Source organism: Streptomyces sp. NPDC097619 (assembly GCF_040302735.1).
Taxonomy (GTDB): Bacteria; Actinomycetota; Actinomycetes; order Streptomycetales; family Streptomycetaceae; genus Streptomyces.
Map to the genome: position 1 here is coordinate 51213 of NZ_JBEOSD010000020.1, position 21657 is coordinate 72869.

The window sequence follows — 21657 nt, forward strand, 5'->3', positions numbered from 1 at the left end:
AATCCGGGGGGAATTTCCGGGCGGTAGCGGCCCGGCCGACCGTACGGGTGCGTCCTTTCCATGACAGAAAGGCCGTTGTGGCTTCCTCACACCGGGTCCGCGCCCTCGCCGTGCTCGCCTGCGCCGCCCTGACCTGCGCTCCGCCGCCCGCCCACGCCGCCGACACCCCCACCGCGCCGGCCGCCGTCGCGAGCCCCGCCGCCCCGCCGACCCCGGCCGTCACCACGGCCCCGGAGGGCTGGGACGCCGCGGCCGCCGCCCGGTTCTGGACCCCGGCACGGATGGCGGACGCCGCCCCGGCCACCGGGGCGCCGGCCGCGAAGACGGCCCCCGCCGCCCCGTCCCGGTCCCGGTACGGCATCCCCACCGGCACCCCGTACGACGGATCGCCGACCGTTGGCACCCTCTACTACGTGGACGCGGCGCTGAACACGCACAGCTGCACCGCGAGCGTCGTCCGCAGCCCCGGCCTCGACCTGATCGCCACCGCCGCCCACTGCTCGTTGGGCACCCGGACGGCCTTCGTCCCCCGGTACCGCACGGGCGTGCCCGCCGACCGTCAGCCGTACGGCATCTGGGCCGTGGCCCGGGCCTACCGGGACAACCGGTACACCCGCTTCGGCCCCGGCTCCGACCTCGACTTCGCCTTCGCCTCGGTCCTCCCCGACGCCGAGGGCCGCCGGATCGAGCAGGTCACCGGCGGCAACACGCTCACCCGCACCCCCGGCGACCGGATCCCCGTCACCGTCATCGGCTACCCCAGCAGTCGCAGCGTCCCCGCCGACCGGGCCGTCCGCTGCACGACCGGGACCACCCGTCTGACCGGGTACCAGCAGCTCCGCTTCGCCTGCGGGGGCTACTACGGGGGCACCTCCGGCAGCCCGTTCCTCATGGACTACGACGAGCGGACCGGCACCGGGAAGCTCGTCGGGAACCTCGGCGGCTGGAACGGCGGCGGGCTGCTCACCAACGACCCCGCCGTCTCCTTCAGCCCCGTCTACGGCGCCGCCGCCTTCGAGCTCTACGAGGCCGCCGCCGCGGGTCGCGCCCCCGCCGCCAAGCCGCCGTTCCCCTACTCCCTCGGCGGCGGGGAGACCTGGGTCCACGCCCGGCAGCTCGTCTCGGGGCGGTTCGCCGGTAACGACTCCTTCGCCGACCTCCTGGTGGTGTGGGGCGACGGCGAGGTCACCGTCCACCGCGGGGACGGCCGCGGCGGCTTCACCGGCGAGACTCGGCTGCAGGCCCCGAACAGCACCTGGACCCGTGCCGTGACCGTCACCGCCGGCGAGTTCACCGGCGGCTCCGGCAGCGACCTCGTCGTCCGCTGGTCCGACGGCCGGGTCACCCTCCACGCCGACCTCGCGGGCAGCGGCGGCACCGGACGACAGACCGTGCTGCGCGCCGCCAACAGCACCTGGACGCACGCCGCGCAGATCGCCGCGGGCCGCTGGAACGCCGGGCAGCGCGCCGACGACCTGGTCGTCCGCTGGTCCGACGGCGAGGTCGGCCTCTACACCGAGGTCGGCCCCACCGTGAAGCTGAGCCGGGAGAAGCGGCTCCTCCCGCCGAACGCCGTCTGGAAGAACGCCCTCCAACTGGCCGGCGGCGATTTCACCGGCGGCCCCGGTGGCACCTGGGACCTGACGGTCCGCTGGGCCGACGGCGGCCGCACCCTCACCCCCGACCTGAGCCCCGCCGGGATCCGCCCCGGGATCCGACTGGCCGCCCCCTCGGCCGCGGGCCGTACCGTCCGGCTCGCCACCGCCGGCGTCCACACCGCGAACGGCCGTCCCGACGACCTGTTCGTCCTGGCCGGTGACGGCAGCCTCCGGCTCCACCCCGACACCGGCCGCGCCCTCGGGCCGGCACGCTTCCTGGTCCCGCCCGTGGTCCGGTGAACCGACCCGCCGGACGGTCCCTCCAGGAGGCCCCTCCCGGTGTGGCGCGAGGCCGCCGCCGGGCCCGATTCCGCAGGCTGGGACCGTGGAACTCCCCGTGACCGCCGCCTCCGCCGAACCCGTCACCACCCTTCCCTCCGACCCCGGCTGGTGGTTCGAGCCGGTGTTCGACGGACGGCGACTGCTGGTGCACCGACTCCCCGCCGGACCCCGGCTGCTCACCCGGACCGGCCGTGACCTGGGCGGGGCCTGGCCGGCCCTGGTCCGTGCCGCGCACCGCCTCGCCCCCGGCACCGTCCTCGACGGCGCCGCCGTGCTCTGGCGCGACGGCGCCCTGGACCCGGCCGCCGCCCGGAACCGCACCGGGCCCGCCGGACCGGACGACCGGCCCGGCTCCTACGCCGCCTTCGACCTCCTCGCCCACCCCTCCCACGGCGACGTCCGCCGGCTGCCCTGGACCGAGCGCCGGCTCCTCCTCCTCGACCTCCTCGACCCCCTCGGTCCGCCGCTCCAGCCCGTGCCCGCCGCCGACGACCACGAGACCGCGCTCCTCTGGTACGAGTCCCTGCGCGAGCAGGGCGTGGAAGCGGTGGTCGCCAAACGCGGCGACGCCCCCTACGGGGCGCCCGGCGCCTGGCGGACGCTCCGCCACGAGGACCGCGTCCCGCTGCCCGTGGTCGGCTACCTCGGCGCCTCCGTCCGGCCCAAACGCCTGGTCGTACGACTCCCCGACGGGCGGCACCGGGCCACCGGCCCCCTCACGCCGGAGACCGCCGCCCGGGCCGCGGACTTCCTCACGGAAGCCGGGCCCGGACGGCGGTCCACCACCGAGGACGGCGAGCCGTACGCCGGTTGCGCGGTCGGCCTCACCGCCGAGGTGACGACCGGCCCGGCCCGGCACGCCGAGATCACCGTCCTCGGACTGGGCACGGCCCCGCCGACCTGACGGCGGGGCCGTGCCCGAGGGGCCGGACCGCGAGGGAGCTCAGCGCACCGGGGTCCCGCCGGGCACCGGACGGCTCCCGGGCAGCTCCGCGCCGGCCGGACCGACCCGCTCCGCGGCCTTCTCCTCCGTCGTCTCCTCCTCGGTCGTCCCCTCCTCGTCGAGGAGGGTCCGCTCGTCGAAGGGCAGCCGCCCCGCGAGGACCTCCGCGGCCCGCTCCCGGTCGAACTCCTTGGTCCAGGTGCCCACCAGCACCGTGGCCACGGCGTTGCCCGCGAAGTTGGTCAGCGCCCGCGCCTCGCTCATGAACCGGTCGATGCCCACGATCAGGCCCACCCCGTCCACCAGCTCCGGCCGGTGCGACTGGAGACCACCGGCCAGGGTGGCCAGACCGGCCCCCGTCACCCCGGCCGCCCCCTTCGAGGCGACCACCATGAACAGCAGCAGCGAGACCTGCTCGCCCAGCGCCAGCGGGTCGCCCATGGCCTCGGCCACGAACAGCGAGGCCATCGTCAGGTAGATCGCCGTGCCGTCCAGGTTGAAGGAGTAGCCGGTGGGCACCGTGATGCCGGTGACCGGCTTGGACACCCCCAGGTGCTCCATCTTCGCGATGAGTCGCGGCAGCGCCGACTCCGAGGAGGAGGTGGACAGGATCAGCAGGAACTCCCGCCCCAGGTAACGCAGCAGCGCGAAGACGCTGATCCCCGTGCACAGCCTCAGCAGCGTCCCCAGCACCAGGAACACGAAGAGCAGACAGGCCGTGTAGAAGCCGATCATGATGACCGCCAGGGACTTCAGCGCGTCCATGCCGGTCGCCCCGACCACCGCCGCGATCGCCCCGAAGGCACCCACCGGCGCCGCCCACATGATCATGCCGAGCACCCGGAACACCAGCTTCTGCACGTGCCCGATCCCGCGCAGCACCGGCTCACCGGCCTTGCCCATCGCCTGCAGGGCGAAACCGCACAGCAACGCCACCAACAGCGTCTGGAGGACCTCGCCCTCCGTGAACGCCGACACCATCGTGGTCGGCACGATGCCCAGCAGGAACTCCTCCGTGGACTCCGCGCCCCCGGTCTTCGCCTGCGCCTCGCCCGCGCTGCGCACGGCCTCGGTCAGGTGCAGCCCGCTGCCGGGCTCCAGCAGGTTCCCCACCAGCAGCCCGATGGCCAGCGCCACCGTGGACATCACCAGGAAGTAGCCCAGCGCCAGCCCGCCGACCGCGCCCACCTTGGCGGCCTTGCGGACCGAACCCACGCCCAGCACGATCGTGCAGAAGATCACGGGCGAGATCATCATCTTGATGAGGTTGACGAAACCGGTGCCCAGCGGCTTGAGCGCCACCGCCGTGCCCGGTGCCGCGAAGCCCACGACGACGCCGAGCACGACGGCGGCGATCACCGCGATGTAGAGGTAATGGGTCCGGCCGTCACGGCCCGGTGCGCGGCTCTGGGTTGCGGACACGGTGGCTCCCTGGAACGAGGTCGGGTGGGGACGCCAAGACTGTCCACCACCCTGTGACCCCGGTCACCCTTGCGTTCATTGAGTTCACCGCCGGGTGCACACTGAGCGCCATGTTCCGCATCCCCCGGCCGCGCAGCCTGGCCGGTCAGCTCTTCGCCGTACAGGCCGTCCTGATGGCCCTCGTCGTGGCGGGATGCGCCGTGGGCGGCTGGTTCGCCGCCCGCGACCAGGCCGAGGAGGCCGCCCGCCGACAGGCCGGGGCCGTGGCGCGGGCCGTCGCCGACTCGCCCTCCGTGCGCGAGGCGGTCCGGGGCCCCGACCCCTCCGCCGTCCTCCAGCCGTACGCGGAGCGGGTCCGCGCCGACTCCGGGGTGGACTTCGTCACGATCATGGACCCGCGCGGGGTCCGCTGGACCCACCCCGACCCGCGCCACATCGGAGCCACCTTCCTGGGGAACACCGCCCCGGCCCTGCGCGGCGAGACCTTCGCCGAGACCTACACGGGCACACTCGGCCCCTCGATCCGGGTGGTCACCCCCCTGTACGACGGCGGCCGGATCACCGGCCTGGTCAGCGCCGGCATCACCGTGGAGGCCGTGGGCGAACGGCTCGGTGCCCGGCTCGTCGTCCTCGCCGTCGGCGCCGCCGGGGCCCTGGCCCTCGGCGGGCTCGGCACGTACGTGGTCAACGCCCGGCTCCGTCGCCACACGCACGGCATGGACGCCGCCGGGCTCAGCCGCCTGCACGACTACCACCAGGCCACCCTGCACGCCGTCCGCGAGGGGCTGCTGATGATCGACGGCCGGCGCCGGATCTCCCTGGTCAACGACGGGGCGCGGACCCTGCTCGGGCTGACCGGCGAGGTGGTCGGCCGCAGCCCCGCCGAGCTCGGCCTGCCCGCCCCGCTCACCGGTGCCCTGCTGGCCGACGGCGCCCGGGTGGACGAGGTGCACGTCACCGCCGACCGCATCCTCGTGGTCAACACCTCGCCGGTGGCGGGCGGCGGCCGCCGCGGCACCGTGGTGACCCTCCGCGACCACACCGAACTCCAGGCCCTGGCCGGGGAACTCGACCACGAACGCGGGTTCACCCAGGCCCTGCGGGCCCAGGCCCACGAGGCGGCCAACCGGCTGCACACCGTGGTCTCGCTGATCGAGCTCGGCCGCACCGACGAGGCCGTCGAATTCGCCACCGCCGAACTCGAACTCGCCCAGGCCCTCACCGACCAGGTGGTCACCGCCGTGGCCGAACCGGTCCTCGCCGCCCTCCTCCTCGGCAAGACCGCACAGGCCCACGAACGCGGGGTGGAGCTGCTGGTGACCCCCGACAGCGACCTCCCCGCCACCCCCGTGCTGCCCTCCCGGGACCTGGTCACCGTCCTCGGCAACCTCGTCGACAACGCGGTCGAGGCCGTCACCGGACGGCCCGGGGCCCGGGTCACCGTCTCCGCCCGCGGCACCGGCACCGCGGTCGAACTGACCGTCACCGACAACGGCCCCGGACTCCCCGAGGACACCGACGTGTTCGCCGCGGGACGCTCCGGCAAGGGACCCGGGCGCGGCCTCGGCCTCGCCCTCGTCCGGCAGGCCGCCCACCGCCACGGCGGCACCGTCGGCGCCGACGCCGCCCCGGGCGGCGGCGCCCGCTTCACCGTCCGCCTCCCGCTGCCCGGCCCCCGGACCGCCCCCCGGCCGCGGGCGGAAGCGGAGCGCACCCCGTGACCGCCCCCGAGACGCCTCCCGACGCGGTGCGCGTGCTCGTGGTCGAGGACGACCCGGTGGCGGCCGACGCCCACGCCCTCTACGTGGGCCGGGTCCCCGGCTTCACCGCCGTCGGCACCGCCCACACCGTGGCCGAGGCCCGCCGGATCCTCGACCGCGTCCCCGTGGACCTGCTGCTCCTGGACCTCTACCTGCCCGACGGACACGGCCTCGGCCTCGCCCGGAGCCTGCGCGCCGCCGGCCACCGGGTGGACGTCATCGCGGTGACCTCCGCCCGCGACCTCACCGTGGTCCGCGAGAGCGTGGCCCTCGGCGTGGTGCAGTACGTCCTCAAGCCCTTCGCCTTCCCCACCCTGCGCGACCGGCTGCTCCGCTACGCCCGGTTCCGCACCGCGGCGGGGGAGGCGGGCGGCCAGGAGGACGTGGACCGCGCCCTGGCCGCCCTGCGCGCCCCGCAGCCGGCGGCCCTCCCGAAAGGACTGAGCCCCGCCACCCTGGAACGGGTGGCGGGGGTGCTGCGCGCGGCACCGGAGGGGATCACGGCGGCGGCCGCCGCGGCCGCGGCGGGCACCTCCCGGATCACCGCCCGGCGGTACCTGGAACACCTGGTGGAGACCGACCGGGCGGTGCGCGCCCCGCGCTACGGCCAGGTGGGCCGGCCCGAGCTCCACTACCGCTGGGTGTCCGGACCGGACGGCCGCCCCTGAGCCCGGGGGCGACCGTCCGGCCGTCGGTGGGCCGCCGTCAGGCGGCGTCGGTGTCGTACGTGTAGAACTTCCGGTGGTCGAGCATGTCGGCCGGGGTGACGTCGTTCCACGGACGCATGGTGTCGTTCAGGTCGACCACGTTCGTGGTGCCCGCGGCCGGCAGGTACGGGGACTGCGGGTGCATCCGCTGCCAGTCGGCCCAGAGCTTGTCGATGAAGGCGTGGTGCATCCAGAAGACCGGGTCGTTGGGGGAGACGCCGGTGCCCATCTGGCCGCCGACCCAGACGTGGACGCGGTTGTGGAGGTTGACCCCGCGCCAGCCCTCCAGGTGGTTGCGGAAGCCGTTCGAGGAGCTGTTCCAGGGGGCCATGTCGTAGGTGGTCATGGCGAGGACGCCCTCCACCTCGGCGCGGGTGGGCAGCTCGGCCACCGAGGAACCGAGGGCGCGGCGCAGGAAGTTGCGGCCGTCCACCCGGACGTTGATCGGCCAGTTGCCGCCGGAGTGGGCGAACGGACCGTCGATCACCTGGCCGTCCCGCGAGCGGCCGTTGCCGCCGAGGAAGTCCGGGGCCCACAGCGTGGAGCGGGTGGTGCGGTCGGCGGTCCAGTCCCAGTACGGGAGGCTCACCGAGGGGTCGACGGACTGCAGGGCCTGTTCGAACTGGATCAGGAACCGGCGGTGCCAGGGCAGGAAGGAGGGCGAGCGGTGCCCGACCCGATCGCCCGAGTCGGTGTCGCTCATGATGAAGCCGTTGTGCGTGGTCACGAACGTGTCGTACGTGCCGTTGCGCTTGAGTTCGAGCAGGGCCTTGACGAAGCGGGCCTTCTCGTCCGTGGTCAGGGCGGACTGGTTCTTTCGCGTGGTCATCGGTGGTGCTTCCCCGTGGTTCGGTCAGGAGGTCTGGATCGGGACGAGCGTGGCGCCCTGCAGCTCGGTCACGGCTGCGCGGGCCAGCGAACGCGGGTTCGCGAAGGTCTCGTAGTGGTTCACCACGCTGATCCAGGTGCCGTCGGCGTTCCGCATGACGTGCAGTTCCTCGCCGTCGACGCGGACGGTGTAGCCGACCCCGTGGCCGGCGCCGTGCCCGCCGTGGCCGGCGTGCGGATCTGCGGCGCCCTGGATGCGGCGGCCCTTGTAGACCTCGTCGAAGGGGGCGGGAGCGGTGCCCGCGCCGGGAGGGGTGGTCCCGTGGCCGGAGTGGTCGGCCGTCCCGGCGTGGTCGGCGGGGGCGGCGATGGCCTGCGCGGCGGCGGCCGCGCCCAGGGCGGCGAGGGTGCCCGCGCCCGCTATGAGGGCGCGGCGGCGCGTGAGTTCAGACATGACGGTCGGTCCTCGTTCGGATCGGATGGAGCGAGTGATGACTATCAGTGAGGTTCTGACCCCGGGAAGTCGGGCACGGGGCGGGAGACGCGATCCGGACACAGAGGGATAAGTTGCGCCCAAAACCAGTTTGTCGATCTTGCGGTTCTCCTGTGCCATGCGGAGATGAAGCGAATATTCCGCTGTCACGTGGGGGAAGCGGTGAAGATCTTTTCGTCTACGCGCGTCATGGTGGTCGCCCTCACAGGGGAAAGCCGGCGCGATCCCTCGGCCGCTCCTGACGGAGTCCGGCGGGTGGAGCGCCTGGATCGCGGCGCGCACTCCTGTCCGTGATGCCTTAAATGACCGGAACATCCCGTGAGCGCTGCTTGACTGGACCCATGGCCCTGCACACCACACGCGCACCGCGGGACGGAGACGCCGCCACCGACGTCTTCGCCTCCGCCTTCAGCGGGCACGTCCTGCCCAAGTACCGGATGCCCGAGGAGCCGACCCCGCCGGGGGTCGTGCACGCGATGATCGACAGCGAGCTGTTGCTGGACGGCAACGCCGCGCAGAACCTCGCCACCTTCTGCACCACCTGGACCGACGAGGCCGTGCACCGCCTGATGGACGCGTGCATGGACAAGAACATGATCGACAAGGACGAGTACCCGCAGACCGCGGAGATCGAGTCCCGGTGCGTCAACATCCTGGCCGACCTGTGGAACGCCCCCGGCGCGGGCGGGGGCGCGGCCGCCACCGGCTGCTCCACCACGGGCTCCAGCGAGGCCGCCATGCTCGGCGGACTGGCCCTCAAATGGCGCTGGCGGGAGCGCCGCCGGGCCGCGGGCCTGCCCACCGACCGGCCCAACCTGGTCTGCGGGCCGGTCCAGGTCTGCTGGGAGAAGTTCGCGCGCTACTTCGACGTGGAGCTGCGCCAGGTGCCGCTGGAGGAGGGCGCCACCGGGCTGCGCCCGCACCAGCTCGCGCGGTACGTTGACGAGAACACCATCGGGGTGGTGGCCATCCTCGGGGTCACCTACACCTGTGACTACGAGCCCGTGGCGGAGATCGCCGCCGAGCTGGACCGGATCCAGGCCGAACACGGCTGGGACGTACCCGTGCACGTGGACGCCGCCAGCGGGGGCTTCGTGGCCCCCTTCCTGCACCCCGAGGTGGTCTGGGACTTCCGGCTGGCGCGGGTGGCCTCGATCAACACCTCCGGCCACAAGTACGGACTGGCCCCGCTGGGGGTGGGCTGGATCCTGTGGCGCGAGGCCGACCTGCTCCCCGAGGAGCTGGTGTTCCGGGTGAGCTACCTGGGCGGGGACATGCCCACCTTCGCCCTGAACTTCTCCCGCCCCGGCGGCCAGATCATCGCCCAGTACTACATCTTCCTGCGGCTCGGCCGGGAGGGCTACCGGCGGGTCCAACAGGCGTGCGCGGACACCGCCCGCGAACTCGCCTCGGTCATCGCGGAGATGGGCCCCTTCACCCTGCTCTACGACGGCACGGGAGCACTCCCCGCGGTCTCGTACACCCTCACCGACCCGGAGGGCGCGGGCTTCAGCCTGTACGACCTCTCCGACCAGCTGCGCATGCGGGGCTGGCAGGTGCCCTCGTACCCGCTGCCCCCCGAGCGGGAGGGGACGGTGATCCAACGGGTGCTCATCCGGCACGGGGTGACGCGGGACCAGATGTCCCTGCTGGCGGCGGACCTGCGCCGGGCGGTGGAGGTGCTGTCGGCCCCGGCCCCGCAGGCGGACGCCGACCGCTCCGGCTTCCACCACTGACGGGGGCGGGCCCGGGGGCCGGGCCCGGGTCCACCGGGCCCGGCCGGTTCAGGCGGCCGGGCAGACCCCCTTCTCCCAGTCCACGGTGGCGGCCGGGCCCGAGAAGGTCCACTGCGGGTCGAGGAGTTCCCGCTTCAGCCGGTCCGCCGCCGCCCGGTCCTCGACCACGTACCCGAAGTCCTGGAGCCAGGCCGGGTAGAGGTTCTTGGAGCCGATGGTGAAGGCCGCGCCGTCCACGGACACCAGCTTGTGGTGCTGGGCGTAGGCGTGACCGTCGGCCCACACCGGGGTCGCCGCGGCCCGGAACGGGGCCAGTTGGAGCCCCGAGCACATCGTGGCGCGCGCCGTGGCGCGATCACCGGTGAGTCGGGTCAGGCGGTCCCGCAGCAGGTCGCTGATCTCCGCCAGGGACTTGATCTGCGAGTAGCCCCCGCTGCCCACGGCACCGCGGTTGGCCGGGTCGCTGACCACGATCCGCACCTTCACCCCCGCGGCGAGCTTGGCCGCCAGGAGGTCGTAGAGCCGGATGTCGTAGCGCGGCAGCGGCGGGCAGGTGGCGTTCATGTCCTGCTGGGAGATGTCGATCCGCTCGACGGCCGAGCCGACCAGCGCGCGCAGGGCGCTCTCCTCGGGGTTGACGGTGTCGTAGTCCCGGTCGGCGTTGGTGCGGTCGGGCAGGGCCGCGATCCCGCACCGCGCCTCGGCGGCGGACGGCAGCGCGGGGCGGAAGCCGGAGAGCGGGTCCCGGTCGGCGATGCCGATGCCCAGCCCGCCGACCGCCAGCACCGACAGGTCGCCCTCCGCCGGTGCGCGATCGGCCGTCGGCACGGTGTCGGCCAGTGAGGGGGTGCACGCGGCACCCTCGGAGGCGGCGAACCAGACGCTGGTGAAACTGTTCCTGTTCCGGCAGGTCCACTCCCAGAGCGCGTCCAGGTAGCGGCTCGCGGAACCGGCGGCCGGACCGGCCAGCGCCAGGTCCACGTCGGCCACCGGGTGCGCGGTGTCCAGGTAGTCGCCCTTCCAGTTGTTGATGCCGCCGGTGACGGCGTACCGGCCGTCGACGACGAGCAGCTTGGAGTGGTTCCAGGAGAGCCCCGTCTTCGACGTGGTCATCGAGGCCACGGTCAGCGCGACCGAGCCGGCGGCGGTCCCCAGTTTCGCCACCACCTCGTCCCGCCACTTCGCGGGTACCACGTTCAGGTGGTAGACGGGCGCCGCGCCGGCCAGTACCCGGACCTTCGGCCGGTGCCCGGCGGCCACGGACGCCTTGAGCCCCGCCACGATCGCGTCCTGGAAGGCGCCGTCCGGGAACGGGGCGAGCGTGGATATGTCGACGGTGTGCTCGGCGCGGGCGATGTCCTCCGTCATCTTGGTGAGCAACCGCCGGGTGCCGGGCCGGTCCGCGCAGGCCGGGTCGCCCCAACAGCCCGGGGTCTGGAGCAGCCAGCCGGAGGGTTCGGCGGCCGTACCGGCGAGGCGGTTGCCGGAGGTGCGCTCCCAGACCCGCCCCTCCAGCCCCGGGGACACCTCCCGCAGGGCGCGTTCCACGGCGTCGAGGTGCGGCGTGGGGTCCCCCGACCCCCGCACGGCCCCGACGGCCGGGTCGGACGGAGCGGCCGCGACGGCCGGAGCCGCGGGCAGCAGGGAGAGGGCGAGCACCGGCGCGAGGGCCGGGAGAAGGGTACGGCTGAGCCGAAGGCGGAACACGGTGCTTCCTTGCCTGAGTCACGGAATCGTCGACGCCGCGCGTGGTCGGCGCGCGGTCCGGCCGCCGCGCGGGGCGCCGGCAAGATCAACTCGCGGAAGGTACCAACTCCCGCGCGGCCCCCGCACACCGTCGTACCGGAATCGGCCACACCTGCCCGCGGTCGGTCGCCGACTGCGGCAAACTCCCGCCATGGAACCGACCAAGGGCTTCGAGATCGCGGCCGCGAGCCGCTCCGACCTGCACCTCATGCGCGCCTGGGCCGACGCGGAAGGCTGGAACCCGGGGAACGACGACATCACCGCCTTCGCCACCGCCGACCCCGGCGGCTTCCTCGTCGGCCGTCTCCACGGCGAGCCCGCCGCCTGTGTCTCCGCCGTCCGCTACGGAACGGACTTCGGCTTCATCGGCCTCTACATCGCCCGCCCGGACCTGCGCGGCCAGGGGTACGGCCTCCGCGTCTGGAACGCCGCCACCGATCGGCTCCGCGGTCGACTGACGGGCCTCGACGGGGTCGTCGAACAGCAACACAACTACCGCCGCTCCGGCTTCCGTTCCGCCTGGAACAACGTCCGCTTCCAGGGCGCGGTGCCCGCCGGGGACCCGGCCCCGCCGGCCGGGGTGCGGATCGTCGACGGGGCCTCGCTCTCCTTCACCCGCCTCGCCGCCTACGACCGCCGCTTCTTCCCCGCCCCCCGCGAGGGCTTCCTGTCCGCCTGGACCGGACTGCCCGGCCGGACCCTCCTCGCCGCCGTCCGCGACGGGGAGATCGAGGGCCTCGGCCTGGTCCGGGCCTGTAGCGGACCCTCCCGGATCGGTCCCCTCTACGCCCGCACCCCCGGCACGGCCGCCGCCCTCCTGCACGGCCTCGCGGCGGCGGCACCCGGGCGCACCGTCTCCGTGGACGTGCCCGACGCCAACCCCGCGGCCGTCGCCCTCATGGAGGAACTGGGCCTGGAAGCGGTCTTCGAGGCCGCCCGCATGTACACCGGGCCCGCACCCGAGGTGGACCTGCCCGGCATCTACGGCGTGACCAGCCTCGAACTGGGCTGACCGGCGGAGGAATCGGGCCCGCGCGGGCCCTCGACCCCGGCGGAGATCGGCGTACGGTGGAAGGGAGACGGAGGTCACCATGAGCGCGCTGTCCCCCGGCACATCCGCCGCCCCGTACGCCGACCCCTACCGCATCCGGGCCGAAGAGGGCCCGCAGACCCTCGCCGACCTCAGGGCCGCCCTGGCCCTGGTGTCCCCGCTGGACCTGGCCGCCTTCGAGGCCCGACTGCACGGCGCCCGCCTCGGCGCCGTCCCCGCCGTCCTGACCGAGTACCGGCACGTGCTCGCCCTGCGCAGCAGTCCGGAGGTGGCCGCCGCCATCGCCGACGCCCTCGACGGCACCGAGAAGACGATGGGCATGGACGACTTCTTCGGGATGCTCGACGCCCGTCCCGAGGGCACGGACGGCACGGCGGCGGGGGAGGGCGGCCGTTGAGCGACTGGACCGTCCTGCTGCCCGAACGCCTCAACCGCGAGGTCGCCGAACTCACCCCGGGCGAACGCAAGGCCCTCTACCTGGCCCTGAAGCAGCTCTCCGAGGACCCCCGGGCGGACAGTCGCGCCGAGCCGCTCACCGGAGCCGAACTCCGCCGGGTCCTCTGCGCCCCGGCCGCCGACACCGGCGGGGTCGTCACCATCCTCTACCGGGTCATCCCCGACACGAGGACGGTCGCCGTCATCTGGCTCGTCGCCGGCCCCTGACCCGAAGGCCGCCGGCCCCTGACCCGCAGGCCGCCGCCCCGGGCTCCGGGGCCGCCGGGGCCCCGACACGAAGGCGCCGGGCCCCCGACCCCTCCCGCGGGTCGGCGGCCCGGCACCCGGGACCCCGTGCGATCAGCAGCTCAGGTTGTTCCCGGGGGCGACCCCGAGGATGCCCGTGAACCGCTGGTAGTTGTTGATGCGGCTCTGCACCTGGGCGGGGTTGCCGCCGTTGCACTCCAGCGCCCCGTTGATCGAACGGATCGTCTCCCCGAAGCCGCGCCCGGTGGTCATGGCGGTGTGCGCGGTCATGGTGCCGGGGCCGTTCTGGGTGTTCCAGTACCAGAGGGCGGTCTTCCAGGCCACGGCCGGGTCCCGCTCCACGAGGTAGGGGTTGGCCAGCAGGTTGATGCCCAGGGCGTCACCCGCCGCCTTGTAGTTGAAGTTCCAGCTCAGCTGGATGGGGCCGCGGCCGTAGTAGGCGGCCTGCCCGGCCGGACAGCCGTAGGGCTGGGTGGCGTCGCAGTAGTGCGGGTAGTTGGCCTGGTTCTGCTCGACCACGTGCACCAGACCGCCCGTCTCGTGCGAGACGTTGGCCAGGAAGGCGGCGGCCTCCTGCCGGGACACGGTCGCCCCGCCGGTGGTGGCGAACCCGGGGTAGGCGGAGAGGGCCGCGGTCAGTCCGGCGTAGGTGTAGAAGGAGCTGCGGTTCGGGAACATCTGCTGGAACTGGGCCTCGCTCACCACGAAGGTGCCGGGCTGCGGGTCGGGGTCGGGGCCCGGCCCGGTGCCGCAGGTGCCCTGGTCGGCCCAGACGCCCCACTGTCCGGTGGTGCCCGGGGTCTCGCCCTGGGTCCACCACTTGGCCTGCCAGTTGCGCCCGCTGTGGGAGACGGTGTTGCCGCCGGTGTAGACCGAGGACGAGGCCCAGGGGGCCGCGCAGTCGGCGGCCGTGGCGGGGGAGGCGGGCAGGGCCACGGTGAGGCCGATGGCCGCGGCGGTGGTGCTCAGCAGGGCGAGCGCCCGTCGGGCAAGCGTACGCATCACGGAACTGCTCCTCGGGTGGGGGGAGTTGCCGCCGGACGGCGGCTTCCCGCCACTGAATCGGAATGGTCTGTACCTGTCAAGGTCTAGACCAACAATGCGGGCCGGCCGGTGGGACTCCGGCCGGCCCGCGGTCTCCCCCTGGGGGAGGTGAGGCGGGGGAGACGTCAGGGGGCGGGCGGTAGTGGTGGGGCCGCGCCGCCGCGGCGCGCCGGAAGGGGCGCCGCGCCTCAGAAGGAGAAGACGGATCCGCTGCCGTTGGCGTGCGTGCACCGGTTGCCGAAGGTGTGGCTGTACGCCAAGCGGCGGCCCTGCCAGACCCCGTCGGCCGTCACCGTCACCGGGTCCCACTCCCGGGTGCACGGAGCCTCGGAGCCCTGCGCCGTGATCGTGTCCAGTCCGGCCCCGGTGGCGAGGAGTTCCGCGCAGGCGGCCTGCGGGTCGGGGTGGGTTCCGCCCGGCGTGGGGGCGCAGCTGAGGGTGACCGCCCGCAGGACCGTCCCCTCCGCCGGGTCCTCGCCGGCCGTCACCGAGAGCACCAGCGCGGAGGGGCTGTACAGGCTCGCCGTGCCCGCCGGGGCCGCCCCGGCCGTGCCGGTGAGACCGCCCGCCGTGGCGAGCGCGGTCAGGGCGGCGGCGGCCGCCACGGCACCGAGGCTGCGTGCGATGAACCGCATGTCGAACACTCCCGAATGTTGATTCCGGTTATCGGACGGCAGTCTTGCCCAAGATCCGCGACCCCGTGGACTCCTGACGTCATTTCAGGTCACCTCGGGTGACCGTCCGTGCGCAGATCGTGGCGGCGGGCGGACGCTGACCTGCGCCGGGTGCGCGGAGCGATTCGTCCGAAGACCGCCCGTGCCACCCCGCGACCGCCGGGTTCCGGGCGCGCGGGGTCCGGTTCCGGCCCCACGGGCGGGAACGGCCCCTTCGGCGGGCGGACCGACGGGACCCGGCCGAAGCGCGGGCCGTCCCGGCCGGAAGGTCGACTCCTCCTGGTGGTCCTCGCACGGCGGTGCGAGGATCGCCGCACGTGACGGGCGAACGGAAGGCGGAGCGCGGATGTCCGGGCTGCACGATCTGAGCGCGTTGGAACAGGGCGGGGCGATACGCGACGGGGACCTCTCACCCGTGGAGCTGGTGGAGCACTACCTGGCGCGGACCGAGCGTCTGGACGCGGAGCTCGGGGCCTTCCTCACGGTGACGCCGGACCTGGCCCGGGACCAGGCCGAGCGCGCGGCCGCGGAGGCCCTGGCCGCCCGCCGGGAGGGTCGCGGGCTGGGCCCCCTGCACGGGGTGCCGGTCCCGGTGAAGGACCTGAGCTTCGTGGCGGGAGTCCGCTGCACCCTCGGGTCGCGGGCCTACGAGGACCACGTGCCGGACCGGGACGACCACGTGGTGGCCCGCCTGCGGGCCGCGGGCACGGTGATGACCGGCAAGACGAACACCCCGGAGTTCGGGCTCCCGGCCTACACGGAGAACGCGCTCGGTCCGGCCGCCCGTACCCCCTGGGACCTCTCCCGCTCGGCGGGCGGTTCCTCCGGCGGCGCGGCGGCGGCCGTGGCGGGCGGCCTGGCGCCGCTGGCCCACGGGAGCGACGGCGGCGGGTCCCTCCGGATCCCCGCCTCCGCGTGCGGACTGTTCGCCGTCAAGCCCAGCCGTGGTCGGATCAGCCCCGGGCCGGTGCGGCACGACGTGACCGGGCTGGCCACGGACGGGCCGCTCGCCCGGACCGTGGCCGACGCGGCCGCCCTGCTGGACGTGCTGGCCGGGCCCACCCCGGGCGACCCCTTCGGGGCGCCCTCGCTGCCGCCGGGGGAGACCTTCCTGGCGGCGGCCCGCCGGGAGCCGGGGCGGCTACGCGTGGTGGCCCTGCCGGAGCCCCCGGTGCCGGGGGTGGAGCTGCACCCGGACTGCCGGGCGGCCCTCGACGGGGCGGTGGAACTGCTGCGCTCCCTGGGTCACGAGGTGGACGAGCTGTCCCTGCCCGCCGACGAGCGGTTGCTCGACTCCTTCTCGAAGGTGTGGGCGGTGGCCGCGACGACCCAGCCGGTGGAGCCGCGGGACGAGAAGCTCCTGCTACCCCTGACCCGGCACCTGCGCGAGGCCGGGCGCGGGGTGTCCGGACCGGAGTTCGCCGAGGCCCTGTACGCCTTCCGGGCCCTGGGTCAGCTGGTCGCGGACGCGCTGCTGTCCTCGTACGACGTGATCCTGACGCCCACGCTGGCCCGGCCCCCGGCGGAGGTGGGCGCCCTCCGGAACGACGCCGATCCGGCCGCCGAGTTCGCCGGTCTGGCCGCGTACACGCCGTATACCCCGCTGTACAACGCCACCGGGCAGCCCGCGGTGAGCCTGCCGCTCCACTGGACCGCGGAAGGGCTGCCCATCGGGGTCATGCTCGGCGGGCGCTACGGAGACGAGGCCGGTCTGCTGTCGCTGTCCGCGCAGCTGGAGGCGGCGCGCCCGTGGGCGCACCGCCGTCCCGCCTGCTGGTGAACCGACCCGACCGACCGGCGCGTGGTGCGGGGATGCCCCCCTCTACCACGCGCCGCCCCGCACCGCGCGCCGGCTCAGGTCGGTCCGGTGAGGTGCGGGGCGTAGAGGTCCAGGAGCCTGGTGCGGGTCTGGTGCAGGCGCTGGGCGAGGATGCGGCCCACCCAGTGCCCGAGGGCCGAACCGAAGGCGGGGTCGGCGTCCATGAGCATCCGCACCTCCAGGGCGTCGAACTCGTACGCCCGCACCGGGGTCATGGCCTCCGCGCTGAGCTGCCACACGTAGGGCGGGAACAGCCAGGACCACCCCACCAGCTCCCCGGGCCCCAGGCTCTCGATGGCGGCCGGGCGGCGGCCCGGCACGGGTATCTCCAGGGTCACCGTGCCGGACCGGACGATCCAGAACGCCTCGGCGCCCGCACCCTCCTGGAAGAGCCGGGCCCCTTCGGGGAAGTTCACCTCGCGGGCGCGCGCCATCAGGCGGCCCCGGTGCTCGGCGGTCAGGACGGCGGCGATGCGGGTGGGGGAAGGTGTGCTCACGGCGGACTCCGCTCCTCGTGCCCTCTCGGCCCCCCCGTCCCAGTGTGGCCGAGAAGGGCCCGTCGCGGCCATGGGCGGGCGCGAACCCGTCCGGAACCCCTCAGAACACCCCGCGCGGCCGGAACTGCACGCTGATCCGGGGGCCCACGGCGCGTGCCGACTTCGGTACGGCGTGCTCCCAGGTGCGCTGGCAGGAGCCGCCCATCACCACCAGGTCCCCGTGGCCCAGGGGCAGCCGCCGCGCCATGCCGCCGCCGCGCGGGCGGAGGGCCAGGTCCCGGGGGTCGCCCACGGAGAGGATGGCCACCATGGTGTCCTCGCGGGAGGACCGGCCGGTGCGGTCCCCGTGCCAGGCCACGCTGTCCCGGCCGTCCCGGTACAGGCACAGGCCCGCCGTGGCGAAGGGCTCGCCCAGCTCGGCCGCGTAGTGCCGGGACAGGGCGGCCCGGGCCTCCTCCAGGACCGGGTGCGGCAGCGGGGCGCCCTCCCCGTAGAAGGCCAGCAGTCGTGGCACCGCCACCTCCCGCTCGTACATCTGCCGCCGCTCGGCGCGCCAGGGCACCGCGGAGGCGAGCCGTTCGAACAGGGCGTCGGAGCCGTCGAGCCAGCCGGGCAGCAGGTCGTACCAGGCCCCGGAGCCCAGGTCCGTCCGCCGGATGCCGGTCAGCGGCCCGAGGCGGGCCTCGTCGGCCTGGTCGAAGAGCGAGGACTGCAGGTGCGCGTGCATGGCTCGATCCTACCCCCTGAGGCGAACAGGTGTACGAATGTGCGAGCGGAGTCGAGCGGCTTGCCCCCGCCGCCCTGACGCGTGGAGATGCTTGAACATGATTGATGTGCGGGAGTTTCGAGCAGCTTCTTTCATTCCCGGGCCCCTTCGCGCTATGTTGCCGGGCGCATGCCAAACGACTCGCGGGTCCCGGGGCGCCCCACGCGCCCCGGGCCGCACGACGCGCCGCTGGAGTGCCCATGAGACTCGGCCTGCTACGCCCCGCGCACCGGCACCATCCCGACCGTCCGAGCCGTCGCCCCCGGCGGCCGCCCCGCGCCCGCGGCCCCCGGCGGGCGCTCGGATCCCTGCTCGCCGCGGCCTTCGCCGCGGCCGGCCTGACCGCCTTGGGCCCCGCAGCCCCCGCCGCGGCGGCCACCGCGGGCACCGTCACCGGCTTCGGTCAGTCCGGGAACACCTTCACCGCCACCACGTCCAGCGGGGCCCGCGCCCGGGTCGTCGTCGCCCGGCCGGACATCTTCCGGCTCTGGCTCTCCCCGGACGGGGCCTTCACCCAGGACCCGGCGGGCCGGGACCTCGCCGTCACCACCGACTTCGGTCCCGTCACCACCTCCTACACCGACGCCGGGACCCACTACCGGATCACCACCGGCGCCCTGTCCATCCACGTCGACAAGTCCCCGCTCCGCTTCTCCGTGTACCGGGCCGACGACCGCACCCTCGTCTGGCAGGAGACCCAACCCACCAGCTGGACCGGCAACCGGACCACCCAGTACCTGGCCCGCGGGGCCGAGGAGCAGTTCTACGGGACCGGGCTGCGGCTCGGGGAATGGGCGCTGCGGGACAAGACCGTCCCGGTGGCCGTGGACAACAAGTGGCGGGAGAACACCAATGCCAGCCCCGCCCCCTTCTACATGTCCACCAACGGCTACGGGGTGATGCGCAACACCTGGGCGCCCGGCTCCTACGCCTTCGGCGCCCCCGGGGCCTTCACCCACGACGAGAACCGCTTCGACGCCTGGTACTTCACCGGGGACTCCCTGAAATCCGTCCTGGACGCCTACACCGACGTCAGCGGAAAACCCTTCATGGCCCCCCTGTGGGGATTCGAACTCGGCAACGCCGACTGCTTCAACGCCTCGAACCCGGACTATCAGGGGGACCACTCCCGGGCCCGCCACCAGACCACCCCCGACGTGGTCGGCTACGCCGAGGACGCCCGCGCCGCCGACATGCCCTCGGGCTGGTTCCTCCCCAACGACGGCTACGGCTGCGGCTACACCGAGCCCCTGAAGTCCACCGTGGACGCCCTGGCCGCCAAGGGGTTCAAGACCGGGCTGTGGACCTCCACGGGCCTGACGGACATCGCCCGTGAGGTCGGCACCGCGGGCTCCCGCGCGGTCAAGACCGACGTGGCCTGGATCGGCAGCGGCTACAAGTACGCCTTCGACGGGGTGCAGCAGGCCGTCGACGGGATCGAGAAGAACTCCGACGCCCGCCGGTTCGTGTGGACCGTGGACGGCTGGGCGGGCACCCAGCGCAACGCCGTCGTCTGGACCGGCGACACCTACGGCACCTGGGCCGACATGCGGTGGCACGTCCCCGCCATCGCCGGCGCCGGACTCTCCGGTCTGAACTACGCCTCCGGCGACGTGGACGGCATCTTCGGCGGCAGTCCGAAGACCTACGTCCGCGACCTCCAGTGGAAGGCGTTCACCCCCGCCCTCATGACCATGTCGGGCTGGGGGGCGACCCATCCGACCGTCGGCTACCAGGACAAGCAGCCCTGGCGGTTCGCCCAGCCCTACCTGGACATCAACCGCAAGTACCTCAAGCTGAAGATGCGGCTGACCCCGTACCTGTACACGATGAGCCGCGTCGCCCACGAGACCGGAGTGCCCTCCACTCGCGCCCTCGTCCTGGAGTACCCGGACGACCCGGTGGCCCGGGGCAACCTGACCAGCGGCCAGTTCATGGCCGGGGACTCCTTCCTGGTGGCCCCCGTCGTCTCCGACACCACCGTCCGCGACGGCATCTACCTGCCCGCCGGCACCTGGACGGACTACTGGACGGGCCGCACCTGGACCGGACCCGGCTGGCTCAACGGCTACCAGGCACCTTTGGACACCCTGCCCCTCTTCGTCAAGAGCGGCGCCATCGTGCCGATGTGGCCCCAGATGAACCACGCCGGCGAGAAGCCGGTCTCCACCCTCACCTACGACATCCACCCGCGCGGCACCACCTCCTTCTCCCTGTACGAGGACGACGGCCTGACCCGCGCCCACCTCCAGGGCGCCCACGCCCGCCAGCAGGTCCGGGTGACCGCCCCGCAGACCGGCGCCGGAGACGTCACCGTCGCCGTGGGCGCGGCCGAGGGCACCTACACCGGCAAACCGGCGACGCGCGGCTACGAGTTCAGCCTGCACGTGGCCGGCGCCCCCACCGGCGTCACCGTCGACGGATCCGCCCTGCCCGCGCTCGGCTCCAAGGCCGCCTACGACTCCGCCACCACCGGCTGGTACTTCGACCCCGCCGACCGCAAGGGCGTCCTGTGGGTCAAGACCGGCCAGAAGTCCGCCGCGTTCACCGTCACGGCCGCCGGCACCACCCTGCCCGCCGGCGAACCGGTCTCCGGAGGCTCCGGCACCCCCCTCCCGCAGACCGGGTGGACCCTCGCCCACGTCGACAGCCAGGAGACCACCGGGGAGAACGGCGCCGCCGCCCGCGCCTTCGACGGAAACCCCGCCACCCACTGGCACACCGCCTGGAAGGGCACCGGATCGGCCCTGCCCCACGAGATCCAGATCGACCTCGGGGCCCGCCACACCCTGGACGGCCTCGGCTACCTGCCCCGTCAGGACGGCGGGAGCAACGGCAGGATCGGCCGCTACGAGGTCTACGTCGCGGAGACCACCGCCGACTGGGGCACCCCGGTGGCCACCGGCACCTTCGCCGACACCGCGGCCCGCAAGGACGTGCCCCTCGCCGCGAAGACCGGCCGCTACCTCCGGCTGAGGGCCCTCACCGAGGCGGGCGGACGCGGACCGTGGACCAGCGCCGCCGAGATCACCGCCACCGGGCGGGCCGCACCGCTCCCCGCCGACGCCGGCCTGGTCCACAACGCCTCCGGCCTCTGCGCCGACCTGCCGCGCAGCGCCACCGCACCCGGCACCGAACCCACCCTGTACGTCTGCCACGGCGGCCCGAACCAGCGCTGGACCCTGCACCCCGACGGCCGTCTGACCGGACTCGCCGGGGTCTGCCTGGACGGCGCCGCCACGACCCGCGCCACCGTGCAGAACTGCACCGGCACGGCCGGTCAGGACTGGCAGCAGGGTCCGCAGGGCTCCCTGCGCTCCGGCGGTCAGTGCCTCGTCCCGGCCGGCGCCACCCCTGCCTCCGGCGGCGCCCTGACCCGGACGGCCTGCGACGGCTCGGCCGCCCAGAGGTGGACCTTCACCCCCTGACCGGCGGGCACCCCCGCCCGCAGGCCCTGTGTTCGGCCCGCGAGTTCCCGCTCGCCTCGTGTGCGTAGGGCCTTGTCGGAGGCGAGGGTCTTGTCCGTGAC

The 21657-nt window shown here is 74.2% G+C and carries 18 protein-coding genes; 10 read left to right on the plus strand and 8 right to left on the minus strand.

The window, feature by feature from the left end; translation table 11 throughout:
- Positions 1–77: 77 nt before the first annotated feature.
- Together ABTZ17_RS08535 and ABTZ17_RS08540 are read left to right on the plus strand one after the other, a co-directional pair.
- Positions 78–1898: a trypsin-like serine peptidase gene (locus ABTZ17_RS08535; protein WP_352194774.1), complete on the plus strand. Its 1821-nt coding sequence runs from the start codon at positions 78–80 to the stop codon at positions 1896–1898.
- An 85-nt stretch (positions 1899–1983) separates the two neighbouring features.
- Positions 1984–2844 carry an ATP-dependent DNA ligase gene (locus ABTZ17_RS08540; protein WP_352194775.1) on the plus strand — a complete coding sequence of 287 codons (861 nt, stop codon included), beginning with the start codon at positions 1984–1986 and terminating at the stop codon, positions 2842–2844.
- A 39-nt stretch (positions 2845–2883) separates the two neighbouring features.
- Here the strand turns inward: ABTZ17_RS08540 and ABTZ17_RS08545 are convergent, their stop codons facing one another.
- Complete coding sequence (locus ABTZ17_RS08545) at positions 2884–4242, minus strand: cation:dicarboxylate symporter family transporter (RefSeq protein ID WP_502994622.1); 1359 nt, start codon at positions 4240–4242, stop codon at positions 2884–2886.
- 173 nt (positions 4243–4415) lie between these two features.
- Here ABTZ17_RS08545 and ABTZ17_RS08550 point away from each other — a divergent pair, with 173 nt between their 5' ends.
- Both ABTZ17_RS08550 and ABTZ17_RS08555 read left to right on the plus strand, forming a co-directional pair.
- Positions 4416–6026: a sensor histidine kinase gene (locus ABTZ17_RS08550; RefSeq protein ID WP_352194777.1), complete on the plus strand. Its 1611-nt coding sequence runs from the start codon at positions 4416–4418 to the stop codon at positions 6024–6026.
- Complete coding sequence (locus tag ABTZ17_RS08555) at positions 6023–6733, plus strand: response regulator (RefSeq protein WP_352194778.1); 711 nt, start codon at positions 6023–6025, stop codon at positions 6731–6733. Before ABTZ17_RS08550 ends, ABTZ17_RS08555 begins: the two co-directional genes overlap by 4 nt.
- A 37-nt stretch (positions 6734–6770) precedes the next feature.
- On the opposite strand, the gene melC2 is transcribed toward ABTZ17_RS08555, so the two are convergent.
- Positions 6771–7601 carry a tyrosinase MelC2 gene (gene melC2, locus ABTZ17_RS08560; RefSeq protein ID WP_352194779.1) on the minus strand — a complete coding sequence of 277 codons (831 nt, stop codon included), beginning with the start codon at positions 7599–7601 and terminating at the stop codon, positions 6771–6773.
- A gap of 24 nt (positions 7602–7625) precedes the next feature.
- Positions 7626–8054 (minus strand): apotyrosinase chaperone MelC1, encoded by a 429-nt coding sequence (gene melC1, locus ABTZ17_RS08565; RefSeq protein ID WP_352194780.1) that lies wholly within the window; start codon positions 8052–8054, stop codon positions 7626–7628.
- A gap of 380 nt (positions 8055–8434) precedes the next feature.
- Here melC1 and gad point away from each other — a divergent pair, with 380 nt between their 5' ends.
- Positions 8435–9829: a glutamate decarboxylase gene (gene gad / locus ABTZ17_RS08570; protein ID WP_352194781.1), complete on the plus strand. Its 1395-nt coding sequence runs from the start codon at positions 8435–8437 to the stop codon at positions 9827–9829.
- Positions 9830–9877: 48 nt separating this feature from the next.
- Here gad and ABTZ17_RS08575 read toward each other — a convergent pair whose 3' ends face one another.
- Positions 9878–11536 (minus strand): phospholipase D-like domain-containing protein, encoded by a 1659-nt coding sequence (locus tag ABTZ17_RS08575; protein ID WP_352194782.1) that lies wholly within the window; start codon positions 11534–11536, stop codon positions 9878–9880.
- Positions 11537–11726: 190 nt separating this feature from the next.
- Here ABTZ17_RS08575 and ABTZ17_RS08580 point away from each other — a divergent pair, with 190 nt between their 5' ends.
- The 3 genes from ABTZ17_RS08580 (at position 11727) to ABTZ17_RS08590 (ending at position 13289) form a co-directional block, all read left to right on the plus strand.
- Positions 11727–12587: a GNAT family N-acetyltransferase gene (locus ABTZ17_RS08580; protein ID WP_352194783.1), complete on the plus strand. Its 861-nt coding sequence runs from the start codon at positions 11727–11729 to the stop codon at positions 12585–12587.
- A gap of 79 nt (positions 12588–12666) precedes the next feature.
- Complete coding sequence (locus ABTZ17_RS08585; RefSeq protein ID WP_352194784.1) at positions 12667–13023, plus strand: hypothetical protein; 357 nt, start codon at positions 12667–12669, stop codon at positions 13021–13023.
- The gene (locus tag ABTZ17_RS08590; protein ID WP_352194785.1) at positions 13020–13289 is read left to right on the plus strand and encodes a type II toxin-antitoxin system RelE family toxin; all 270 of its coding nucleotides are present in this window, start codon (positions 13020–13022) and stop codon (positions 13287–13289) included. Before ABTZ17_RS08585 ends, ABTZ17_RS08590 begins: the two co-directional genes overlap by 4 nt.
- Positions 13290–13421: 132 nt before the next feature.
- On the opposite strand, the gene ABTZ17_RS08595 is transcribed toward ABTZ17_RS08590, so the two are convergent.
- Both ABTZ17_RS08595 and ABTZ17_RS08600 read right to left on the minus strand, forming a co-directional pair.
- Positions 13422–14330, minus strand: a complete 909-nt coding sequence (locus tag ABTZ17_RS08595) for a glycoside hydrolase family 19 protein (protein WP_352194794.1) — start codon at positions 14328–14330, stop codon at positions 13422–13424.
- Positions 14331–14560: 230 nt separating this feature from the next.
- Positions 14561–15007: a subtilase-type protease inhibitor gene (locus ABTZ17_RS08600; protein ID WP_352194786.1), complete on the minus strand. Its 447-nt coding sequence runs from the start codon at positions 15005–15007 to the stop codon at positions 14561–14563.
- A gap of 385 nt (positions 15008–15392) precedes the next feature.
- Between ABTZ17_RS08600 and ABTZ17_RS08605 the strand changes: the two genes are divergently transcribed.
- On the plus strand, positions 15393–16826 hold the full coding sequence (locus tag ABTZ17_RS08605) for an amidase (RefSeq protein ID WP_352194787.1): 1434 nt from the start codon (positions 15393–15395) through the stop codon (positions 16824–16826).
- Between the two features lie 74 nt (positions 16827–16900).
- On the opposite strand, the gene ABTZ17_RS08610 is transcribed toward ABTZ17_RS08605, so the two are convergent.
- Positions 16901–17362, minus strand: a complete 462-nt coding sequence (locus ABTZ17_RS08610; protein ID WP_352194788.1) for a Crp/Fnr family transcriptional regulator — start codon at positions 17360–17362, stop codon at positions 16901–16903.
- 100 nt (positions 17363–17462) lie between these two features.
- Positions 17463–18089 carry an alpha-ketoglutarate-dependent dioxygenase AlkB gene (locus ABTZ17_RS08615; protein ID WP_352194789.1) on the minus strand — a complete coding sequence of 209 codons (627 nt, stop codon included), beginning with the start codon at positions 18087–18089 and terminating at the stop codon, positions 17463–17465.
- Positions 18090–18328: 239 nt separating this feature from the next.
- Between ABTZ17_RS08615 and ABTZ17_RS08620 the strand changes: the two genes are divergently transcribed.
- Positions 18329–21556 carry a TIM-barrel domain-containing protein gene (locus ABTZ17_RS08620; RefSeq protein ID WP_352194790.1) on the plus strand — a complete coding sequence of 1076 codons (3228 nt, stop codon included), beginning with the start codon at positions 18329–18331 and terminating at the stop codon, positions 21554–21556.
- Positions 21557–21657: the final 101 nt, after the last annotated feature.

What these genes read in the sequence shown, in the direction of transcription:
- ABTZ17_RS08550 (WP_352194777.1), top strand. Translation starts at nt 4,416, where the DNA reads ATGTTCCGCATCCCCCGGCCGCGCAGCCTGGCCGGTCAGCTCTTCGCC.
- melC2 (WP_352194779.1), bottom strand. Translation starts at nt 7,601, where the DNA reads ATGACCACGCGAAAGAACCAGTCCGCCCTGACCACGGACGAGAAGGCC.
- melC1 (WP_352194780.1), bottom strand. Translation starts at nt 8,054, where the DNA reads ATGTCTGAACTCACGCGCCGCCGCGCCCTCATAGCGGGCGCGGGCACC.
- gad (WP_352194781.1), top strand. Translation starts at nt 8,435, where the DNA reads ATGGCCCTGCACACCACACGCGCACCGCGGGACGGAGACGCCGCCACC.
- ABTZ17_RS08580 (WP_352194783.1), top strand. Translation starts at nt 11,727, where the DNA reads ATGGAACCGACCAAGGGCTTCGAGATCGCGGCCGCGAGCCGCTCCGAC.
- ABTZ17_RS08585 (WP_352194784.1), top strand. Translation starts at nt 12,667, where the DNA reads ATGAGCGCGCTGTCCCCCGGCACATCCGCCGCCCCGTACGCCGACCCC.
- ABTZ17_RS08595 (WP_352194794.1), bottom strand. Translation starts at nt 14,330, where the DNA reads ATGCGTACGCTTGCCCGACGGGCGCTCGCCCTGCTGAGCACCACCGCC.
- ABTZ17_RS08600 (WP_352194786.1), bottom strand. Translation starts at nt 15,007, where the DNA reads ATGCGGTTCATCGCACGCAGCCTCGGTGCCGTGGCGGCCGCCGCCGCC.
- ABTZ17_RS08605 (WP_352194787.1), top strand. Translation starts at nt 15,393, where the DNA reads ATGTCCGGGCTGCACGATCTGAGCGCGTTGGAACAGGGCGGGGCGATA.
- ABTZ17_RS08615 (WP_352194789.1), bottom strand. Translation starts at nt 18,089, where the DNA reads ATGCACGCGCACCTGCAGTCCTCGCTCTTCGACCAGGCCGACGAGGCC.
- ABTZ17_RS08620 (WP_352194790.1), top strand. Translation starts at nt 18,329, where the DNA reads ATGAGACTCGGCCTGCTACGCCCCGCGCACCGGCACCATCCCGACCGT.